Below are 17,430 nucleotides of genomic sequence, written 5' to 3' on the forward strand. Positions count from 1 at the left end.
CGTCAACTCCGGGCCCTCACGCGCGCTACGGTGGTCCGACCCCGTCCGCCTCCCCGGCGACGGACGGGCCCGAGGCAGCGCACAGCACGAGGTGGGGGCACAGCAACGCCATGGCACAGGGCACGGTCCAGGTGACGCACACCGGCACATCGCGATGGCGCCGCCGCACCGGCGAGTACGCCTCCCTCTCCGCGGCCCTGGAGGCGGCGGCCGAGGGCGACGTCCTCACCGTCGCGCCCGGGACCTACCGGGAGAACCTCGTCGTCCCGCGCGCGGTGACGCTGCGCGGCCCCGAGGGCTCGGCCGGCTCCGTACGGATCGCGCCGCTCGACGGCGTACCGCTGACCGTGCGCGCCTCCGCGGTCGTGCAGGGCCTGCACATCGAGGGCCAGGACTCCGCGGCCCCGGCGCTGCTGGTCGAGGACGGCACGGCGGAACTGACGGACCTGCGGATCGTGACCCGGTCCGCCGCGGGCATCGAGGTGCGCGGCGCGGCGCGGCCCACCGTGCGGCGCTGCACGGTCGACAATCCGGCCGGGGTCGGCATCGCCGTACTGGACGGCGCGGGCGGGGTGTTCGAAGAGTGCGAGATCGTCTCGGCGGGCCAGTCCGGGGTGTCGGTCCGCGACGGCGGGCACCCGCGTCTGGACCGCTGCCGGATCCACCACGCGTCCGGGGCGGGCATCGGCGTCACCGGCGACGGCAGCGGTCTCGAGGCGTTCGGCTGCGAGGTGTACGAGATCAAGGGCAGCGGCATCCAGGTCACCGCCCGCGCCTCGGCCCACCTCACCGACTGCACCGTGCACCGCACGTCGGCGGACGGCGTCACGCTGGACACCGACGCGGTGCTGACGCTCGCCGACTGCGACATCCACGACATCCCGGAGAACGCCGTCGACCTGCGGTCGCGTTCGGTGCTCACGCTGACCCGTTCCACGGTCCGCCGGTTCGGCCGCAACGGGCTCTCGGTCTGGGATCCGGGGACCCGGGTCGACGCCAACCAGTGCGAGATCCACGACAGTACGGGCGACTACCCGGCGGTCTGGGTCAGCGACGGCGCGACAGTGATACTGGACGCCTGCCGGGTGCACGACGTGCCCGACGCGCTGTTCGTCCTGGACCGGGGGTCGCGGGCCGATGTGGTCGACAGCGACCTCTCCCAGATCCGCAACACCGCCGTGTCGGTGAGCGACGGGGCGACCGCGCAGCTCGACGACTGCCGGATCCGGGAGGCGTCCACGGGCGCCTGGTTCCGTGACCACGGCAGCGGCGGCACGCTGAACAACTGCACCATCGACGCGGCGCAGACCGGGGTCATCGTCACCAAGGGCGCGGACCCCACCATCGAGCGCTGCACGGTCACCTCGCCCGCCGAGGCCGGGTTCTACGTCTCGGCCGAGGGCCGGGGCACCTTCGACGGCTGCCGGGTGACGGGCAGTGAGGGATACGGCTTCCATGTCATGGAGGGCTGCCGCACGACCCTGACCCGGTGCCGTACCGAGCGGTGCGCGCGGGGCGGTTACGAGTTCCCCGAGGGGGACGGGGCGTCCTCGGCCGGGCCGGTGGCCCGGGACTGCACGAGCGACGAGAGCGGTCTGCGGACGGCTGCGGCCCCACCTCCCCCGGTGCTGACGGCCACGCAGTCGACGCCGGGGCTGCTGGGCGCGCTGCCCGGGCAGCGCGCGGTCGAGCCCGCCCCCGAGCCCCTCGCCCCGGCGGAGCCGGCCCGGGACTCCTCGGCGGTCCTCGGTGAACTGGACGCACTCGTGGGCCTGGAGAGCGTCAAGCGGGAGGTGCGGGCGCTCACGGACATGATCGAGGTGGGCCGGCGCCGCGCGGAGGCCGGTCTGAAGGCCGCGTCCGTCCGCCGCCACCTCGTCTTCACCGGCTCGCCCGGGACGGGCAAGACCACGGTGGCCCGGCTGTACGGGGAGATCCTGGCCTCGCTCGGTGTGCTGGAGCGCGGCCATCTGGTCGAGGTGTCCCGGGTCGACCTGGTCGGCGAGCACATCGGCTCGACGGCGATCCGGACCCAGGAGGCGTTCGACCGGGCACGCGGCGGGGTGCTGTTCGTCGACGAGGCGTACGCCCTCTCCCCCGAGGACTCCGGCCGGGACTTCGGGCGGGAGGCCATCGACACGCTGGTGAAGCTGATGGAGGACCACCGGGACGCGGTGGTCGTGATCGTCGCGGGCTACACCGTGGAGATGGAGCGGTTCCTCACCGTCAACCCCGGGGTGGCCTCACGGTTCTCCCGGACCATCACCTTCCAGGACTACCTCCCCGAGGAACTGCTGCGGATCGTCGAGCAGCAGGCCGAGGAGCATGAGTACAGCCTGGCGGCGGGGACCGGGGAGGCGCTCCTGAAGCACTTCACGGCGCTCCCCAAGGGCCCCGCCTTCGGCAACGGCCGCACCGCCCGCCAGACCTTCGAGTCGATGGTGGAGCGGCACGCGGGCCGGGTCGCCCAGCTCGCCGAGCCGAGCACGGACGACCTGACCCTGCTCTACCCGGAGGACCTCCCCGACGTGCCCTTCTGAGTCCGCGCCTCCGCCTGCCGGGGGACCTGCGGGCCCAGCTCCGCGAGGAGGTCGGCCCGCGCGTCGGCGAAGGCCGGGTCGGCCTGGTAGTCGGAGTGCCCGAGGATCGGTTCGGGCAGCGGGAGCTTCGTGGTCCGCCCGTAGGCCAGCGGGTCCTTCAGCGGGCCCCGGTCGACACTCGGATCGGGGTCGGCACAGATGCGGACGGGGCCGCCGATGGGGTCGGTGGCCCGCCACAGATTGCGCCAGCAGTGCACCGAGCGGTGCAGCCCGAGCAGCGGCCCGGGGCCGAAGTAGGCCGGGAACCACCGCCCGTACAGCCGCTCCAGGGGCGAGCCGTAGGTCAGCAGGGCGACCCGCGGGCGGGTGGCGTCGGGCAGTTGCCAGACGGCGGAGGCCGCGAGCACGCTGCCCTGGGAGTGGCCCGAGATGACGAGCCGGCCCCGGGGCGTGGTCGACGTCCAGGCGGACATCCGCGAGGCGAGGTCGGGGACGGCGCGCTCGGCGTAGCACGGGGGCGCGAAGGGGTGGGCGGCGCGGGGCCAGAAGGTGCCCACGTCCCAGAGGATGCCGATGGTCCGGCGGGCCGAGGCGTCCTTGTAGGCGCGGCGGCCGCCGGCGACGAAGAGTATGAAGCCGAAGCCGATCAGCCAGGAGCCGGTGGACTGGGCGGCGTCGGCGAACGATTCGAGGAGCGGACCACTTCCGTCGGCTGCCCGGCCCGGCACCTGGTCGCTGTACCAGGATCCGGCGACCGCGCCCGCCCCGAGCAGCAGGGTGGCGGTGGAGACCACGCCGACGATCCACGGCGCGGAGTCGGTGAGGGCGGCTGCGGCGCGGATCCGGGCGATCCGGCGGGTGCGGCCCTCGTCGGACGGTTCGGGGGCGTACTCGGCCTCGATGACCGGGCCCAGCCGGCGGGCGGTGCGCGCGGTCCGGACGACCAGGACCAGGACGGGGGCGAGCAGGAGAATCAGGAGCACCGGGATGACGGAGGCCTGCCAGCTCAGGAGGACCGGCGGTCCGGCGATGTCGGAGCTGCGGCCCATGCCCGGGGTGCCGGGGCCGTCCAGCCAGTCGGCGACGCGCTGGGCCACCCCGCCGGTCATCACACCGCCGAGGGCGCAGGCGAGCATCGCGACCGCGGGGCCGCCGAGTCCGTACAGGACGGTGCGGGGTTCGGGGATGCGCCGGTAGAGGCGCAGGGCGACCACGGCGAGGGCGACGACAAGGACACCCTGGCCGAGGGTGAGGAACCGGAAGGCGGTCTCGACGGGCAGGGCGCCCGAGGACTGCCAGTCGGGGCGCGACCAGGACGCGTACAGCACGGCGAGGCCGAGCAGGACCAGAGCGGAGCCGGGCAGATAGCTGATCAGCGCGCCGTCCAGGCGGGTGTCGCGGGTCCGTTCGCTGCGACCCCGGCGGCAGACGACCCACACGACGACGAGCGCGCACAGAACGATGCCGCCTTCGACCGCCGCGCCGATGAACCGGGGCACCGGTCCTTCGGTGCCCCGGTCGTAGCGTGCGGCGGCGCCGGCGACAGCCGCGGCGACGGTCAGGAACCCGGCCGCCGTGTGGGCGGCGCGGAGCCGGGCGACGAGCCGCCGGCCGTACCAGAAGCCGGGCCTGCCGAGCGCGGGGCGGACCGGAACGGGCGGGCGCGGGTCGTCGTCGGCGTCCGGGCCGTGGTCCACCGCCGCCCCGAAGGACTCGTCCTCTGCGAAGTCCTCGCCGTCCAGCGGGCGTTGGGACTCGTACGCGCTCCAGGTCCGGTTGGACAGGTACCACAGGAGTCCCACCAGGGCCGCGGGCACGACGGCGGCGAGGGCGAGGCGGCGGCCGGGCTGGGACCACCAGCCGCCCTGACGCTCCGACAGGAAGCCGAGCCAGGAGCGGCGTTCGGCGCAGGCATCGGCGCCGGCGCACTGCCAGGCCAGCAGGTCGAGGGCGACTTCGCAGGCGGCCGCCGTGAGCAGCACGGTGAGGCTGAGCGCGACGAGCCGCACCAGGACCCCGTACAGCCGGACCGCGCGGGTGCGGCCGGTGGCGGTGGGACGCATCCAGTGGGCGAGGTTGACCACCATGAACGGCAGGAGCAGCAGCCACAGCGCACGGGAGCCGTTGCCGGAGGTGAGGCCGGACCAGCAGTACGCCTCGGCGACGGGCTCGTCCCGGTAGCGCTCGGGGTGCTTCTCGCCGTGGGCGTCCTCGGTGCGCCGGTACACGGCGGCGGTCGTGTCCCCGGTGACCCGGACGGTACGCGGGTCGTCCAGCATCTCCTGCGGGGTGGCGCCGCCGACGCCGTGGACGAGCAGTTCCAGCGCTGTCCCGGTGTGCTGCGGGGGCTCGGTGGCGGGCGGGGAAGGGGGCGGGGGCGGGGTGGCAGGAGCCAAGGGGGGACTCTTTCTCGGGCGAGCGGCACAGCGGGAAGCGGCACAGCGGTCACGGGTGCGGGCAGGGCGGCGGGCGGGCCGGGAGGCGGGGAGCGGCGGGCCGCCCGGAGCCACGATCCCCGGCCCGGGGCGGCCGCGTGAGCGGTCTCACGGAATCTCCCCAGGTGGTACGCCGGACATGCCTGCGTGGCAGGATGAGCGTGGCCCGCAGACCGCTGCGGACGGTACGGCAGAGGGAAGGACCGGACCCGGCGTTGAGCGAGAATCAGAACCTGCTCGCGGAGCAGCGCCGTGCGCTGATCCTCGACGAGGTGCGCAGGCGTGGTGGGGTCCGGGTCAACGAACTGACCCGCAAGCTGAACGTCTCCGACATGACGATCCGCCGGGACCTGGACGCGCTGGCCCGCCAGGGTGTCATCGAGAAGGTCCACGGCGGTGCGGTCCCGGTCGTCGAGGCGAGCACGCACGAGCCCGGGTTCGAGGCGAAGTCGGCGCTGGAGCTGAGCGCCAAGGAGGACATCGCCCGGGCGGCGGCGGCGCTGGCGGTGCCCGGCAGCGCCATCGCGCTCTCGGGCGGGACGACGACCTTCGCGCTGGCCAGGCATCTGCTGGACGTGCCGGATCTGACGGTGGTGACCAACTCGGTGCGGGTGGCCGACGTGTTCCACGACGCGCAGCGTCCGGCCGGGGGGCGCGGCGCGCGGCCCGGGGCGGCGACGGTGGTGCTGACGGGCGGGGTGCGCACCCCCTCGGACTCCCTGGTCGGGCCGGTCGCGGACCGGGCCATCGACTCCCTCCACTTCGATGTGCTGTTCCTCGGTGTGCACGGGATCTCGGCCGAGGCGGGACTCTCGACGCCCAATCTCGCGGAGGCGGAGACCAACCGCCGTTTCGTGCGGGCGGCGCGCCGGATCGTGGTGGTGGCCGACCACACCAAGTGGGGCACGGTGGGCCTGAGTTCGTTCGCCGCGCTGGAGGAGGTCGACACGCTGGTCACGGACGCGGGCCTGGCTCCTGAGCTGCGCGCGGAGATCGAGGAGCATCTTCCGGGTCTGCTGGTGGCGGGCGACGCTCCCGCCGAGACCGCCGAAGCCTCGCCCGCCACCGAGGGCTGACGCGGGTTCCGCTCGGCGCGCGGTGTGCGGGACAGCCCTCTGGGGCCTGTCGTCGGACCGCCGTCCGGCGGCAGGCCCTAGGATCGGGCTGTGGCCGTCTTCCGGATCGAGCGCTTCTCCCCTCTCCCCGCAGCCGAGGCCTGGCGCCGGGTGACCGACTGGGAACGGCACGCCGCGCAGGTGCCGTTGACCGCGATCTCGGTTCCGACCGGGCTTCCCTCACGGCTCGGCACGGTCTTCGTGGCGCGTACGGGGCTGGGCCCGCTGGCGTTCGACGATCCGATGGAAGTGGTGCGGTGGACGCCGCCCGCCGGGGGCCGGGCCGGAGTGTGCCAACTGGAGAAGCGGGGCGCCGTGGTGCTGGGCCGGGCCTCGATCGACGTGCTGCCCACGGATTCCGGTTCCCATGTGGTGTGGGTCGAGGAGCTGCGGGTGCGGCTGGTGCCCCGGTGGGGTGACCCGCTGCTCGCCTCCGCCGGACGACGGATGTTCGGCAAGGTCCTGGACGCCCTGCTCGCCTCCCCCGGAGACGCGCACGGGTGAGGCCCGCGGGCGGGCCTGCACACGGGGGCCCGCACGGGCGGGGGCACACGCGCCGCGCAGGGGTGATGTGACCGTCACACGATTGACTCGTTTGCCGGTATGACACCCGCCACGGCCCCGGAAGGCACCGATTCCATGCCGATCCATCAACCGCAGCAGCGGACCGACGTACAGAGCGACCGTACCGGCGTGCGGCAGGCCGAAGCCGCCCTCGTGGAGCACTACCCGCGTCTGGTGCGGCTCGCCTATGTCGTCCTGCCGCCGGGACTCGGCCGGCACCGCCGGGTCCTGACCGCCCACGCCGTCGTCCAGCGGGCCCTGCCCGCGGCCGGGAGCAAGGCGTCGAGCCCGCGCGTACCGGCCCAGTCCCGCCGGACCGGCGCTCCGGCGAGCACGGAGGGCGCCTCGGCGGACCGGGTCCCCTCGCATCCGGCCTACGGGTGGGTGCGGCTGCGGGTGCTGCGGGCGGCGCTGGCCCACGAGCGGCGGCCCCGCTGGTGGCCCGGGCGGCTCCCGGGCCCGGCCGCGCTGCGTCCAGCCCTGCCGGTGGTGTGGGGGCTGCGGCTCTTCCCCCGGGCGGGCGGTGTCGACGAACTGGCCCTGGACCGGGCGCTGTCGGCGGTGGACGGGCCCGTCCGGGCGGCGTTCGCGCTGCAGCTGCTGGAAGGGCTCGACGAGTCCGGGGTCCGGGAGCTGCTGGCCGGGGCCGCGGTGGCGGATCCCGCGGACGCGGTGCGCCGGGCGGCCCGGCTGGGGCGGCCGGACCGGGCCGGGGCACAGGCGATGCTCAGGTCGGGGGAGTTCGACCCGTGCACGGTCCAGACCCGCCCGAGCGACCTGCTGCGGCGCAGGCACCGGGTGCGGGCGGTGGCGGTGGCCGCGGCGCTGTGCGTGGTGGCGGGGAGCCTCGCGGTCGCCGTCGAGCAGGGGGCGAACGGTCCCGGCGAGGACCGATCCCCCGCAGGCGTGCTCGCGCCGGTGCTCGATCCGGCAGAGCTGATGCGGACGGCGGCGGAGCGGTGGGCGGACACCTCGCGCGTCGACTTCACCGCCTGGCCGGCCAGGGGCGGGCGCGCGGACGACGACGCACTGCTGGGCCGGGCGCTGCGAGCCTGGGCGGAGCCGCCGGAGTCGGTCCGGGTCTCCACCACCCCGGGCACGGCCGCGGTGCCGCCCGCCGAGCCGCCCCAGCTGCTGTTCGCCGATGAGGTGGACGGGGCGGCCGTGGTGCTGTTCCACGACAGCGCCGACCGGGTGGTCCGCTACGCGGAGCCGCTGTCCGGAGCCGGCGGGGCGGCGCTCGACTTCGCCCGCACCGACGACGCGGACGTGACCACGGGTGCGGCGGTCGTCGTCAGCCGTACGGCCGAGGGCGCGCGGTTCCTGCTCGCCCCCTGGATCGCGGAGTCCACCACCCGGGACCTGCTCGCTCCCGACACGCCCGGACGGCCGCTGGAGGTGGGCCCGGACGGCGTCACCGCCGAGGTGCCCCGGCCCGCCGCGGGCGGCGCGTGCGACGCCTGGCCGGTGATCCAGTTGCGCTCCTCCGAGCGGATCGTGGAGAAGCACGCGTTCCTGCTGACGGACCTGGGCGAGCTGGCCCCCACGCATCTGACGTACATGCCGAAGCCCGGCCGGGGTACGCCGGCCCGCCAGCCGCGTGAGGCGACGGGCCCCGACGCGCTGCTGGCCTGGGCTCGCACGGCGTGCTCCCTGCGGACTCTGGCGGGCTCCGGCGTGCGGTCGGTCAACAACTGGGCCTTCGCCGAGCAGAAGCTTCCCGAGGGCGGCACGTCGGCCGACTGGGTGTGCACCCGGGCCGACACCTGGCGGGGGCCCGGCCGGGTCCTGGTGCAGTTCCTCGCACCCGCCGCCTCTCCCGCAGAGCCGGCCACGCTGGTCGCCGACCGTGATGACACGGCTCTGTGCAGCAAGTTCGGGCAGCACGTCCTGGCCGGCACGCACTGGAGGGCCGCCTCCGGCCGGTGGTACGTACTGGGTGCGGGCAGCCGCGCGGTGACAGGCATCCGGGCGACCGGGGACGCCAGGGGCGCGGCGGGCGGGCCGACGCTCGCGGTGCGGGCGCCCCGTGACGCCGACGTGGAGCTGACGGCGTCGCTGCGCGAGGGCGGGACGCTCACGGCGGTGCACTGAGCCGACGCGGGTACCGGGGCCGTCACCGTACCGATGGCCTCGATGCCGCCGTACGGAGTCCTCGACCGGTCCCGGGAGCCGTCAGGTGTCACACTCGGACAGGTGACAGATCTTGAGGACGGCCCCGGCGACAGCACAGGACAACCCGACGACTCCGCTCCGCGCTGCCTGGTGACCGGGGCCACCGGTTACATCGGCGGCCGGCTGGTGCCCGCACTGCTCGATGCCGGGTACCGGGTGCGCGCACTGGCGAGAACGCCGCAGAAACTGCGCGACTACCCGTGGGCGGACCGGGTCGAGGTGGTGCGCGGCGATGTCACCGACGCCGACTCCCTGGCGGAGGCGATGCGGGGCGTCGATGTGGCGTACTACCTGGTGCACGCGCTCGGCACCGGCTCGACCTTCGAGGAGACGGACCGCAGGGCGGCCCGGACCTTCGGCGAGCAGGCGCGGGCGGCCGGGGTGCGCCGGATCGTGTATCTGGGCGGGCTGACTCCGGCGGGGGTGCCGGAGAAGGACCTGTCGCCGCACCTGCGTTCACGGGCCGAGGTGGGTCACATCCTGCTGTCCTCCAAGGTGCCGACGGCGGTGCTGCGTGCGGCGATCGTCATCGGCTCGGGTTCCGCCTCGTTCGAGATGCTGCGGTATCTCACGGAGCGGCTGCCGCTGATGGTCACCCCGAGCTGGGTACGGACCCGGATCCAGCCGGTGGCCGTACGGGACGTGGTCCGCTATCTGGTGGGGTGCGCGACGCTGCCGGCCGGGGTGAACCGGGCCTTCGACATCGGCGGCCCGGACGTCATGACGTACCGGGACATGATGCAGCGCTACGCGGCGGTGGCGGGGCTGCGGCCGCGCGTGATCCTGCCGGTGCCGGTGCTGACCCCGACGCTCTCCAGCCGCTGGGTCGGTCTGGTCACTCCGGTGCCCAGCTCCATCGCCCGGCCGCTCACGGAGTCGCTGCGCCACGAGGTGGTCTGCCGGGAGCACGACATCAAGGAGTACGTCCCCGATCCGCCGGACGGGACCATCGGCTTCGACCGGGCGCTGCGGCTGGCGCTGAAGCGGATCCAGGAGGCGCGGGTCGACACCCGCTGGTCGAACGCCGCGGTGCCGGGCGCGCCGAGCGACCCGTTGCCCACGGACCCGGACTGGGCGGGCGGCAGCCTCTACCGCGACGAGCGCGAGATGGCCGTTCCGGTCGGTCCCGAGGCGCTGTGGCGGGTGATCGAGGGCATCGGCGGCGAGAACGGCTGGTACTCCTTCCCACTGGCCTGGGCGGTACGGGGCTGGCTCGACCGGCTCGTCGGCGGCGTGGGGCTGCGGCGCGGCCGGCGGGACGCCCAGCATCTGCGGGTGGGCGACTCGCTGGACTTCTGGCGGGTGGAGGAGATCGTGCAGGGCGAGCTGCTGCGGCTGCGGGCCGAGATGCGGGTGCCGGGCCTGGCCTGGCTGGAGCTGTCGGTGCGCCGCGACGAGCGGGGCCGGACGGTGTACGGCCAGCGCGCGCTGTTCCATCCGCGCGGGCTGTTCGGCCATGCGTACTGGTGGAGCGTGTGGCCCTTCCACTCGGTGGTGTTCGGCGGGATGGCGCGCAATATCGCCAAGGCGGCGGCCACGGAGGAGAAGCGGGGCGAACCGGTGCCCGGCGGCGGCCGCGAACCGGTGCCCGACAGTGGTACAGACAACTGACGGTCCGGGCGCTAGGGTGTGCGCTCCACAGACGCGACACCGCGACCGCAGACCGCCGGGAGGTGCACGGGATGGCACGCCGACTCCGTACCGTGGGAAGGGATTTCACCGACTCGGCGCCGATGCGGCTGGTGTTCGCCGCCGAGGTGTCCGCGCCGCCGGACGTGGTGTACCGCGCCCTCGCCGATGACGTCGCGTCCTGGCCGTCCTGGTTCACGGCCGTCACCCGGGCCACGCCCACCGACGGGGGCGCGGGCCGGGAGGTGCGGCTGCGGGGCGGGGTCCGTTTCCGCGAGACGATCGTCGCCACCGAGCCGGGCAGCTGTTACGCCTACCGGGTCGACGAGACCAACGCACCCGGTCTGCGGGCCCTGCTGGAGGAGTGGCGGCTGACTCCTGAGGGGGCGGGGACCCGGGTGCAGTGGACCTTCGCGGCAGACGGGACGGGGCTGTTCCGCCTGGTGCTGAGCCTGGGCCGGGCCGGGGTGGGCCGGTCCTTCCGGGACGCCGTGCGCCGCCTGGACACGCGGCTGGCGGCGACGACGCCCTGAGCGGACCGGGTGCGGGCGCTCAGCAGGGCCAGGTGCCGGTGGCGAGGAAGTCGTCGATGGCGGCGGCGTACGGAGAGATGTCCAGGCCCTGTTCCTCCAGCCAGGAGTCGGAGTAGTACTTGTCCAGGTAGCGGTCGCCCGGGTCGCACAGCAGCGTGACGACGCTGCCCTGCTCGCCGCGCGCCACCATCTCGGCGATCAGCTTGAACGCGCTCCACAGTCCGGTGCCCGTGGAGCCGCCCGCCTTGCGGCCGATGGCGCGCTCCAGGGCGCGGACGGCGGCGACGCTGGCCGCGTCGGGCACCTTCATCATCCGGTCGATGGCGCCGGGCACGAAGCTGGGTTCCATGCGCGGGCGGCCGATGCCCTCGATGCGCGAGCCGCGGTCGCTGGTGGCGTGCGGGTCGTGGTGGGTCCAGCCGTCGAAGAAGCAGGAGTTCTCCGGGTCGGGCACGCAGATGCGGGTGTCGTGCTGGAGGTAGTGGACGTAGCGGGCGATGGTCGCCGAGGTGCCTCCGGTCCCGGCGGTGGCGACGATCCAGGCGGGTTCCGGGTAGCGCTCCAGGCGCAGCTGCTGGTAGATCGACTCCGCGATGTTGTTGTTGCCGCGCCAGTCGGTGGCGCGCTCCGCGTAGGTGAACTGGTCCATGTAGTGCCCGCCGGTCTCGGCGGCGAGCGCCGCGGACTGTTCGTACATGGTGCGCGAGTCGTCCACGAAGTGGCACTGCCCGCCGTGGAATTCGATGAGGCGGCACTTCTCGGGGCTGGTGGTGCGCGGCATCACGGCGATGAACGGGACGCCGATCAGCTTGGCGAAGTACGCCTCCGACACCGCGGTCGAACCGCTGGACGCCTCGATGACCGGCTTGCCCGGCCGGATCCAGCCGTTGCAGAGGCCGTACAGGAAGAGCGAGCGGGCCAGGCGGTGCTTGAGGCTGCCGGTCGGGTGCGTGGACTCGTCCTTGAGGTACAGGTCGATGCCCCACGCCTCGGGCAGCGGGAAGCGCAGCAGATGGGTGTCGGCGGAGCGGTTCGCGTCGGCCTGGACCTTGCGGACGGCCTCCTTCAGCCAGGACCGGTACTCCGGGTCGCTACGGTCGACGTCCACGGTCGCCCTGGCCCCAACCCCGGCCGTGTGTTCACTGGTCTCCATGGGCCTGCTCCTGTTGGTCGTCGATCCGGTGCTCGCACCTCCCACGATAGGCACCCCACCTGCACAAACGGTCACTTTGATGGCCCATAGCCCTGCCTTTGAGCGCCGCCTGCGGGGCGGCTGTGACGGGCGGTGCGGGCGGCCGGGCGGCGGGCTTCCGGGCCCTCTGGCGGTCCGGCCCGCGTCCGGGCACACTGCAACAGCAGGAGTAGTGACGAAGGGGGGCGAATCCGCGATGGCGGACGTCGAGTTCAGTGCGTCGGGGGTCAGGATCGAACGGTTCACCAGGTCGCTGACCAGGGCCGGTCAGGTGGTGGTGAAGGACGGCCGGCTGTCGCTCCTCACGAGCAACGGGCGGGAGATCGACAGCGCCCCGGTGGGCACGGTCAGCGCCCGCAAGTGGTGGTTCATCGCGGCGGATTCCGTCATCGCCCGGGTGAACGGGGTGCGCTACCGGTTGACGATGGGGCAGCGCAACCGCAGACGCGACGGGGCGGCTCCGCTGCGGCGTTTCCTGGAGACGCTGCGCAGCGCGCGCGGTCGCCGGGACTGAGCCGGCTGTACGTTCACGGCGGGCCGGCTGCCGGGCCCGCCGGTGCGCGCACGGCGACCGGGTCCGGGGCCGTCGGGCTCCGCCGCGAGTTGCGGAGCCACAGCCCCTGGGCCACGCTGGATCCACGTCACTGAAGGTGCAGTCTCGGTGACAGAGCGATCCGCTCCACGGACCGGGTCGCGCGACACGAGCAGACACGACAAGAGCAGAGCGGATTCGGCAGTCAGTCGTCCGCCGGGCCCGTTCGTGTCTCTTCTCTTCTTCCGGACCTATTTCGGGGAGTCGCAGCCGTGATCAGCGAGCCAAGCAGGCACTGCACGGTGGAGCTCCAGGCCCTGCCGTCGCGGATCGGTCAAGTCCGCAGAATCATCTCGGCGCAACTGCGCTACTGGCATCTCGATCCTCTGATCGACCAGGCGGCCCTGGGCGTCACCGAGCTTCTCACCAACGTTCACCGGCACGCACAGCCGGACAAGTCATGCACCGTCGACATCGAGCTGCTGCTCGACCGTCTGACGGTCTCCGTCCACGACCACGATCCCCGCCTGCCCACGGTCAACGAGGCGGATTCGTTCGCCACGTCGGGCCGGGGCCTGGCGCTGATCGCCGCCGTCAGCGAGAGCTGGGGCGTGCGGCCGATCGGCTCGGCCGGGAAGGCCGTCTGGTTCACCCTGCCGGCGGTCACCGGCGCCTCGACCCTGCCGCCGCTCGCGGTCTACGGGTCGATGACCGACGGGCCCTTCGGGGCCGTGACCATCACCCCCGACGACATCGCGGCTCTCCCCGCCCGGTCGGCCGTCGTCGGCTGACCGAGCGGTTCCGCCCGGCGGGCCCTCGTAGGCCCAGCGGGCGGAACCGGGGTGGCGGGTTCACGCCGGGCCGCCGCCCGCGGTCCGGCCGAACTGCTCGTCCAGCACGGACAGTCGGCGCCAGTACTCGTCCTCGTCGATCTCCCCCGCGGCGAACCGACGGCCGAGCAGCGCGATCGGCGAGGACGGTCCGGGGGCGCCCTGCGGCGTGCGGGCAGCCGCCCACGGGCCCTTGCTTCCGCGCCATACGGTGCGGCGCAGCAGGGTGACGATCCCGATGACGACCGCCGCCCAGAAGAGCGGGAAGAGCAGGATCCAGGGGCCGGGTCCGCCGGTGTGCGCCAGGGTGTTCATCTCGGTCAGCTCCCTCGTTCGCGGATGGCGTGATGCCTTGCGGTCGCTTTCGAGCCTGCCGCGATGAGGTGCTCCGGGGCGTCGTACGCGAGGCGGCCGTGTGCGTACTGCGGCGGGAGCACGCCTCCCCGCGCGATGACCGCCCGGCGGCCGCTCAGGCCAGCGCGGCGAGCGGGTCGTCGAGCACCGGCTGCCAGGCCAGTTCGGCGGCGCCCACCAGGCTGTTGTGGGCCAGGGTGCACGGCAGGATCGGCACGCTGCCGCTGCGCCCCCACAGGCTCCGGTCGGCGACGACGGCGCGCAGCCGCTCCGGGTCCGCCTCCAGCAGGTCGCGGTGGAGTCCGCCGAGGATGATGCGGTCGGGGTTGAGGATGTTGACCAGTCCGGCGAGCCCCAGGCCCAGGCGGTCGATCAGCGCCTCGGCGGCCTGCCGCACCGCCGGGTCGTCGTACTCCGTGCGGAGCAGGTTCCCGGCCTGCTTGAGGAGGGACTCCTCGGGGCCGGGTTCGCGGCGGGCGGTGGTGAGAAAGGCCAGCGGGTCGGTCTCCACGTCGAGGCAGCCGCGCCCGCCGCAGTGACAGGGCCGCCCCTCGGGGTTCACCGTGAGATGCCCCACCTCCAGGGCGAGGCCCGAACTCCCGCTGTGCAGGCGGCCGTCGAGCACGAGGGCCCCGCCGACGCCCCGGTGTCCGGTGGCCACGCACAGGAGGTGCTGGGCGCCCCGGCCCGCGCCGTGCCGGTGCTCGGCCAGCGCGGTGAGGTTGACGTCGTTGCCGGTGAACGCGGGGCCGGTGATGCCCGCCCGGCGTACGCGGGCGGCGAAGATGTCGCGGACCGGGGAGCCCGCGGGCCAGGCGATGTGCAGCGGGTTGAGGGCGGTGCCCTCCGGTTCGGCGACCGCCGACGGCACGGCGAGTCCGGCGCCCACGCAGCGCAGCCCGCTCGCGCGGAGCAGTTCGGCTCCCGCCTCCATGACCTCGCCGAGCACCTGCGCGGGGTCGGCCATCACCGCGACACAGCCCGGCGAGGTGGCTACGATCCGGCCGCCGAGCCCGACGAGCGCGGCCCGGAAGCCGTCGGCGTGCACCTGGGCGGCGAGGACGACGGGGCCGGTCTCCAGGACGGACAGCCGGTGCGAGGGGCGACCCTGGGACCCGGCCGCCGACCCGGGGCTGGAGTCGACCCGGATCAGCCCGAGCGCCTCCAGTTCCGCGGCGACCGCCCCGGCGGTGGCGCGGGTGACGCCGAGTTCGGAGGTGAGGACGGCCCGGGTGGGGGCGCGTCCGGTGTGGACCAGTTCCAGTGCGGGCCCGAGCGCGCTGCGGCCCCTCTCCAACTTGGTCCGGGTGGTGGTCGCCTTGCCGTTCATGGGGGCGAGTCTCCCATGATCCGGAGGCTTCCCGGACGCCCAGGGCCGGTCCGGGGATCCCGTTCCGGCCACGGCCGTGCCCGCCGGAACGCGCGGTGCGCAGCGGTGTTGCGTCCGCCGCCGGAGCGCCCCTATGCTCAGTTTGTGCCGCAACTAAACAAACTGCGGACGGCCCTGCCCGGGGGACCCGGCGGAGACACCGCCCCACCCGCGTCGGCCCGCCTCCGTACCGCGCTGACCGTGTTCTTCGCCCTCGACGGGTTCCTCTTCGCCGGCTGGGTGGTCCGTATCCCGGCCATCAAGCAGCAGACCGGAGCCTCCGCCTCCACCCTCGGCCTCGCCCTGCTCGGCGTCTCCGCCGGTGCCGTGATCACCATGATGCTCACCGGCCGGCTCTGCCGCCGCTACGGCAGCCATGCCGTCACCGTCGCCTGCGGCGTCCTGCTCCCCCTGAGCATCGCCCTGCCCGCCCAGACCCACTCGGCGCTCTCCCTCGGCCTCGTGCTGCTGGTGTTCGGCGCCGCGTACGGCGGGATGAACGTGGCGATGAACAGCGCCGCCGTCGATCTGGTCGCCGCACTGCGTCGGCCGGTGATGCCGAGCTTCCACGCGGCGTTCAGCCTGGGCGGGATGGTCGGCGCCGGGCTCGGCGGCCTGGTCGCGGGCGGTCTCTCCGCCTCCACCCATCTGTTCCTGCTGGCCGGGATCGGCCTGCTGGTCACCGCGTTCGCCGGACCCTCCCTGCTCCGCCACCGCCCGGCCCCGACTGCCGTGGAGGCCGCCGACCCGCGCGAGCCGAAGCAGCGGCTGTCGCCCCGGGCCCACCGGATCGTCGCGCTCTTCGGCGTGATCGCCCTGTGCACGGCGTACGGGGAAGGCGCCCTCGCCGACTGGGGCGCGCTCCACCTGGAACAGGATCTGGGCGCACACCCCGGGCTCGCCGCCGCCGGATACGCGCTGTTCGCCCTGACGATGACAGCGGGCCGGCTGACGGGAACCCTGCTCCTGGAACGGCTCGGCCAGACCCGCACCCTGGTCCTCGGCGGGGCAACGGCCGCGGCCGGGATGCTGCTGGGTTCGCTGGCCCCGACCGCCTGGCTGGCGTTGGCCGGCTTCGCGGTCACCGGGCTCGGGCTCGCCAACATCTTCCCCGTCGCCGTGGGGCGCGCGGGCGAACTGGCAGGGCCCAGCGGGGTCGCCGCCGCCTCGACGCTCGGCTACGGCGGGATGCTGCTCGGCCCGCCCGCGATCGGTTTCCTCGCCGACTGGTTCTCGCTGCCGGTGGCCCTGACCACGGTCGCCCTGCTGGCCGCCGCGGCTGCCGCCCTGGGTTACGCGGCCCGCAACGCCACGACGAGCGCGCCCGTCTGACCGCCCGCCCTGCCGGGGGAGCCGCCGGCCCCGGTCGGGCCCCGCGCGGCACTGGCACAATCGCCGCCATGCAGATCACCGAGCACATCGCGTCGTTGTCGGAGGAGGGGCGGCTGCTCGCGGCGGCCGCCGAGCAGGCGGGCCCCGGGGCGTCCGTCCCGACCTGCCCCGGCTGGCAGATACGCCATCTGCTGCGCCACACCGGCATGGTCCACCGGTGGGCGGCGGCGTTCGTCGCCGAGGGGCACACCGCGTACCAACCCGACGGCGGCGAGCCCGATCTCGACGGCGCCGAACTCCTGGCCTGGTTCCGCGAGGGCCACCGCCATCTGGTCCGGTCGCTGGAGGAGGCGCCCGCCGACCTGGAGTGCTGGACCTTCCTTCCGGCCCCCTCGCCCCTGGCTTTTTGGTCCCGCCGTCAGCTCAACGAGACGACGGTGCACCGGGTGGACGCGGAATCGGCGCTGGGCGGTCCGCTGACCCCGGTCTCCGCCGACCGGGCCGTCGACGGCATCGACGAACTGCTCACCGGCTTCCACGCCCGCCCCAGGAGCCGGGTCCGCTCCGACAAGCCGCGCACGCTGCGGGTACGGGCCGTGGACACGGCGGCGACCTGGACGGTACGGATCTCCGAGGACCAGCCGCAGACCGTACGCACAGCGGGCGACGATGGCACGGAGGACGCCGACTGCGAGCTGAGCGGTACGGCCGAGGGGCTCTACCTCACCCTCTGGAACCGGCTGCCGCTCACCGCCGTCACCCTGCGCGGCGACCGCGCGGTGGCCAGGCTGTGGACGGACAATTCCGCGGTCACCTGGTGAGGACGGACC

The 17,430-nt window shown here is 74.3% G+C and carries 14 protein-coding genes; 10 read left to right on the forward strand and 4 right to left on the reverse strand.

Features of this window, described 5'->3' with window-relative positions:
- Nucleotides 1-110: 110 nt before the first annotated feature.
- The gene (locus WQO_RS02315; RefSeq protein ID WP_010061803.1) at nt 111-2,540 is read left to right on the forward strand and encodes a right-handed parallel beta-helix repeat-containing protein; all 2,430 of its coding nucleotides are present in this window, start codon (nt 111-113) and stop codon (nt 2,538-2,540) included.
- On the opposite strand, the gene WQO_RS02320 is transcribed toward WQO_RS02315, so the two are convergent.
- Nucleotides 2,507-4,936, reverse strand: coding sequence for an integral membrane protein (locus WQO_RS02320; RefSeq protein WP_010061804.1), 2,430 nt, complete (start codon nt 4,934-4,936; stop codon nt 2,507-2,509). The two genes, WQO_RS02315 and WQO_RS02320, sit on opposite strands and share 34 nt — an antisense overlap.
- Nucleotides 4,937-5,190: 254 nt before the next feature.
- On the opposite strand from WQO_RS02320, the gene WQO_RS02325 reads away from it, so the two are divergent.
- The 5 genes from WQO_RS02325 to WQO_RS02345 all read left to right on the forward strand — a co-directional run bounded on the left by WQO_RS02325 (nt 5,191) and on the right by WQO_RS02345 (nt 10,991).
- The gene (locus WQO_RS02325; protein ID WP_010061806.1) at nt 5,191-6,051 is read left to right on the forward strand and encodes a DeoR/GlpR family DNA-binding transcription regulator; all 861 of its coding nucleotides are present in this window, start codon (nt 5,191-5,193) and stop codon (nt 6,049-6,051) included.
- A 90-nt stretch (nt 6,052-6,141) separates the two neighbouring features.
- Nucleotides 6,142-6,594 carry an SRPBCC family protein gene (locus WQO_RS02330; RefSeq protein WP_010061807.1) on the forward strand — a complete coding sequence of 151 codons (453 nt, stop codon included), beginning with the start codon at nt 6,142-6,144 and terminating at the stop codon, nt 6,592-6,594.
- A gap of 135 nt (nt 6,595-6,729) precedes the next feature.
- Nucleotides 6,730-8,748: a hypothetical protein gene (locus WQO_RS02335; RefSeq protein ID WP_010061808.1), complete on the forward strand. Its 2,019-nt coding sequence runs from the start codon at nt 6,730-6,732 to the stop codon at nt 8,746-8,748.
- Between the two features lie 102 nt (nt 8,749-8,850).
- Nucleotides 8,851-10,440, forward strand: coding sequence for an SDR family oxidoreductase (locus WQO_RS02340; protein ID WP_029182401.1), 1,590 nt, complete (start codon nt 8,851-8,853; stop codon nt 10,438-10,440).
- A gap of 71 nt (nt 10,441-10,511) precedes the next feature.
- Nucleotides 10,512-10,991 (forward strand): SRPBCC family protein, encoded by a 480-nt coding sequence (locus WQO_RS02345; RefSeq protein WP_029182402.1) that lies wholly within the window; start codon nt 10,512-10,514, stop codon nt 10,989-10,991.
- A gap of 19 nt (nt 10,992-11,010) precedes the next feature.
- On the opposite strand, the gene cds1 is transcribed toward WQO_RS02345, so the two are convergent.
- The gene (gene cds1 / locus WQO_RS02350; RefSeq protein WP_010061811.1) at nt 11,011-12,144 is read right to left on the reverse strand and encodes an L-cysteine desulfhydrase Cds1; all 1,134 of its coding nucleotides are present in this window, start codon (nt 12,142-12,144) and stop codon (nt 11,011-11,013) included.
- A gap of 235 nt (nt 12,145-12,379) precedes the next feature.
- Here cds1 and WQO_RS02355 point away from each other — a divergent pair, with 235 nt between their 5' ends.
- Nucleotides 12,380-12,697, forward strand: coding sequence for a hypothetical protein (locus tag WQO_RS02355; protein WP_006122602.1), 318 nt, complete (start codon nt 12,380-12,382; stop codon nt 12,695-12,697).
- 290 nt (nt 12,698-12,987) lie between these two features.
- Complete coding sequence (locus tag WQO_RS02360; RefSeq protein WP_006122603.1) at nt 12,988-13,506, forward strand: ATP-binding protein; 519 nt, start codon at nt 12,988-12,990, stop codon at nt 13,504-13,506.
- A gap of 60 nt (nt 13,507-13,566) precedes the next feature.
- Here the strand turns inward: WQO_RS02360 and WQO_RS02365 are convergent, their stop codons facing one another.
- Entirely contained in the window at nt 13,567-13,860 is a 294-nt protein-coding gene (locus WQO_RS02365) for an SHOCT domain-containing protein (protein WP_010061816.1), read from the reverse strand.
- A gap of 154 nt (nt 13,861-14,014) precedes the next feature.
- Nucleotides 14,015-15,229: an ROK family protein gene (locus tag WQO_RS02370; protein WP_010061817.1), complete on the reverse strand. Its 1,215-nt coding sequence runs from the start codon at nt 15,227-15,229 to the stop codon at nt 14,015-14,017.
- Between the two features lie 240 nt (nt 15,230-15,469).
- Here WQO_RS02370 and WQO_RS02375 point away from each other — a divergent pair, with 240 nt between their 5' ends.
- Complete coding sequence (locus WQO_RS02375; RefSeq protein ID WP_058953849.1) at nt 15,470-16,600, forward strand: MFS transporter; 1,131 nt, start codon at nt 15,470-15,472, stop codon at nt 16,598-16,600.
- Nucleotides 16,601-16,668: 68 nt separating this feature from the next.
- Nucleotides 16,669-17,421, forward strand: coding sequence for a maleylpyruvate isomerase family mycothiol-dependent enzyme (locus WQO_RS02380; protein ID WP_010061819.1), 753 nt, complete (start codon nt 16,669-16,671; stop codon nt 17,419-17,421).
- Nucleotides 17,422-17,430 lie beyond the last annotated feature (9 nt).

The sequence above is a fragment of the Streptomyces globisporus C-1027 genome, from assembly GCF_000261345.2.
In the GTDB taxonomy this organism is placed as follows: Bacteria; Actinomycetota; Actinomycetes; order Streptomycetales; family Streptomycetaceae; genus Streptomyces; species Streptomyces pakalii.

What these genes read in the sequence shown, in the direction of transcription:
- WQO_RS02315 (WP_010061803.1), top strand. Translation starts at nt 111, where the DNA reads ATGGCACAGGGCACGGTCCAGGTGACGCACACCGGCACATCGCGATGG.
- WQO_RS02335 (WP_010061808.1), top strand. Translation starts at nt 6,730, where the DNA reads ATGCCGATCCATCAACCGCAGCAGCGGACCGACGTACAGAGCGACCGT.
- WQO_RS02345 (WP_029182402.1), top strand. Translation starts at nt 10,512, where the DNA reads ATGGCACGCCGACTCCGTACCGTGGGAAGGGATTTCACCGACTCGGCG.
- cds1 (WP_010061811.1), bottom strand. Translation starts at nt 12,144, where the DNA reads ATGGAGACCAGTGAACACACGGCCGGGGTTGGGGCCAGGGCGACCGTG.
- WQO_RS02355 (WP_006122602.1), top strand. Translation starts at nt 12,380, where the DNA reads ATGGCGGACGTCGAGTTCAGTGCGTCGGGGGTCAGGATCGAACGGTTC.
- WQO_RS02365 (WP_010061816.1), bottom strand. Translation starts at nt 13,860, where the DNA reads ATGAACACCCTGGCGCACACCGGCGGACCCGGCCCCTGGATCCTGCTC.
- WQO_RS02370 (WP_010061817.1), bottom strand. Translation starts at nt 15,229, where the DNA reads ATGAACGGCAAGGCGACCACCACCCGGACCAAGTTGGAGAGGGGCCGC.
- WQO_RS02380 (WP_010061819.1), top strand. Translation starts at nt 16,669, where the DNA reads ATGCAGATCACCGAGCACATCGCGTCGTTGTCGGAGGAGGGGCGGCTG.